We start from the raw sequence: 3,155 nt of genomic DNA, 5'->3' as shown, positions 1-3,155 counted from the left end.
CTGCGGTCGGGCTGGCCGTCGGCCAGGTTGTCGAGCGCGGACAGCAGGGTCGCCTCGTCGTCGGCGATCGCGACCGCGCGGTGCGCGAACCGGGTCCGCGTCGCCAGCGCCGCCGCCACCTCGGCCACCGTCTCGGCGGGCCGGCCGGAGCGGGCCCGCAGGTGCACGGCGAGCCGACGAGCTTGCTCGCGCAGCGCCTGCGGTGAGCGGGCCGACAGTGGCACCAGCACCGGCAGTGGCACCAGTACCGTCGCCGGCACCGGCCCGCCTGCTGGCGGCGTCGCGGCCTTCGTGGTGGTCGTCGCGTCGAGGCCGGGCTCGTCGGGGGCCTGTTCGAGGATGACGTGGGCGTTGGTGCCGCTGATGCCGAAGGAGGACACGGCGGCGCGCCGGGGCCGGCCGGTCTCGGGCCAGGGGCGGCTCTCGGTGAGCAGTTCGACCGCGCCGGTGGACCAGTCGACGTGCGGGCTGGGCCGGTCGGCGTGCAGGGTCGGCGGCAGCGTGCGGTGCCGCAGGGCGAGGACGGTCTTGATGACCCCGGCGGCGCCCGCGGCGGCCTGGGTGTGGCCGATGTTGGACTTCAGGCTGCCGAGCCACAGCGGCTGCTGCGCGGGGCGGCCGTCACCGTAGGTCGCGAGTATCGCCTGGGCCTCGATCGGGTCACCGAGGGAGGTGCCGGTGCCGTGTGCCTCGACGGCGTCGACGTCCGCCGGTGTCAGGTGCGCGTTGGCCAGTGCCGTGCGGATGACGCGCTGCTGGGACGGGCCGTTGGGGGCGGTGAGGCCGTTGGACGCGCCGTCCTGGTTGACGGCGCTGCCGCGGACGACGGCGAGGACGGGATGGCCGTGGCGCCGCGCGTCGCTGAGGCGTTCGAGCAGGAGCATGGTGGCGCCTTCGGCCCAGCCGGTGCCGTCGGCGTCGGCGGAGAACGCCTTGCAGCGTCCGTCGACGGCCAGCCCCCGCTGCCGGGAGAACTCGACGAACTCGGTCGGTGTCGCCATCACGGCCACGCCACCCGCGAGCGCCAGGTCGGCCTCGCCGGAACGCAGCGCCTGCGCGGCGAGGTGCAGGGTGACCAGCGACGACGAGCAGGCCGTGTCGACGGTGACCGCCGGCCCCTCGAAGCCGAACGTGTAGGAGATCCGACCCGACGCGACGCTGCCCGCGACACCCGTGCCGAGGTAGCCCTCCAGGTCCGGCGGAACGGTCCGCAGCTGGCTGCCGTAGTCGTGGTACATCACGCCGGCGAACACGCCGGTGCTGGAGCCGCGCAGCGACGTCGGGTCGATCCCGGCGCGCTCGATCGCCTCCCACGCGGTTTCGAGCAGGAGACGCTGCTGCGGGTCGGTGGCCAGCGCCTCGCGGGGTGTGATGCCGAAGAACTCGGCGTCGAAGTCGGCAACGTCGTGCAGGAAACCGCCGTGGCGGGTGTACGAGGTGCCGGGGGTGTCGGGGTCGGGGTCGTAGAGCTCGTCGAGGTTCCAGCCGCGGTTCACCGGGAACTCGCTGATGGCGTCGGTGCCGGTGGCGACGAGGTCCCAGAGGTCCTCGGGGGTGGTGACGCCGCCGGGCAGGCGGCAGGCCATGCCAACGATCACGATCGGGTCGGTCGTCGTCGATCCGGCGGCCGTGGCGCGGGCCGCGGCACCGCGTCCGTTCGGCTCGGCAGCGTTGCCGCCGTCGGCCGCCGACAGGGCGTCGGCCAGGAAGGTGGCGAGCGCGCCGGGGTTCGGCTGGTCGAAGGTGAGGGTCGCCGGCAGCCGCAGGCCCGTCGCCGCATTCAGCCGGTTGCGCAGCTCCACCGCGGTCAGCGAGTCCAGCCCGATCGAGGTGAACGCCCGATCCTCGGTGACGCGGTCGGCCGCATCGTGCCCGAGCACCGCCGCGAGCTCGGCCCGGACCACCGCGAGCACCGCGGCGTGCCGGTCGGCGGGGCCGAGCCCCGCGAGCCGCCCGCCGAGCGCCGAACCCGTGACGCCGGCCGCCGTGGCACCAACGCCCGCGACCGCGGTGCGCCGGCCTGCGCGGACGAGCGTCCGCAACAGCGGCGGGACACCGTGCTGGGTGGCACGGGCGCGGATGCCGGCGAGGTCCAGCGGTGCGGTGACGAGGACGGCCCCGCCCCCGCTACCCGCGCGGTCGAAAAGGTCGAGGCCCTGCTCGGTGGTCAGCGCCCGGATGCCGGCTCGCGCCAGCCGGGCGTGGTCGGTGGTGTCGAGGGTGGCGGTGAGGGTGCTGGTGTCGTGCCAGAGTCCCCAGGCGAGGCTGGTGGCGGGGAGGTGGTGGGTGTGGCGGTGGTGGGCGAGGGCGTCGAGGAAGGTGTTGGCGGCGGCGTAGTTGGCCTGGCCGGCGTTGCCGGTGAGGCCGGCGATGGAGCTGTAGAGGATGAACGCCCTGAGGGTGGGGGTGTGGCGGGTGGCGTGGTGCAGGTTCCAGGCGCCGTCAATCTTGGGGATGAGGACGTCTTCGAGGTCACCGGGGGTCAGGTTGCCGAGGGTGGTGTCGCGCAGGACCCCGGCGGTGTGGATGACGGCGGTGAGCGGATGCTCGGTGGGGATGGCGGCGAGCAGGTCGTCGAGGGCCGCCTGGTCGGTGATGTCGGTGGCCGTGACGGTCACGGTGGCACCGAGCTGTTCTAGCTCGGTGCGTAGCGCCGCGGCCTGCGGGTGGTCGGGCCCCTGCCGGCTGGTGAGGTGCAGGTGGCGGGCGGCGTGCCGGGTGACGAGGTGGCGCGCGAGGTGGCGGGCCAGGGTGCCGAGGCCGCCGGTGATGAGCACGGTGCCGTCCGGGTCCAGGTCCCAGCCGGCGGGATCGGGGGTGCCGAGGGCGCCGGCGGTGACGGTGGTGCCGGTGGTGCCGGGGGCCGTGGCGCTGGTGGTGGTGGTGGTGGGAACGGTGGCGAGGCGGGGGGTGTGGGCGGCGCCGACGCGCACGGCGAGGGCGGGTTCGTCGGCGGCCAGGGCGGCGCGGACGAGGGCGGGCAGGGCGGCGGTGGAGGCCGGGTGGTGGTCGGTGTCGACGAGCAGGACGCGACCGGGGTTCTCGCTCTGCGCGGTGCGGACCAGGCCCCAGGTCGCCGCGGTGGCGAGGTCGACGTCCTCGCCGGTCACGCTGACCGCGTTGGCGGGGCGCCCCCCGCGGGGCGCCGCCCGCCC

1 protein-coding gene is annotated in these 3,155 nt (G+C 75.5%); it reads right to left on the bottom strand.

Annotation, left to right across the window (positions count from 1 at the left end; all coding sequences use genetic code 11):
• Positions 1-3,110 (bottom strand): SDR family NAD(P)-dependent oxidoreductase (locus MXD60_RS26005; RefSeq protein WP_308222614.1); only part of this gene is annotated, 3,110 nt, incomplete at its 3' end.
• Between the last annotated feature and the right edge of the window lie 45 nt (positions 3,111-3,155).

This window comes from Frankia sp. AgB32, from assembly GCF_023243045.1.
In the GTDB taxonomy this organism is placed as follows: domain Bacteria; phylum Actinomycetota; class Actinomycetes; order Frankiales; family Frankiaceae; genus Frankia.
This window is presented reverse-complemented; position numbering and strand designations above follow the sequence as displayed.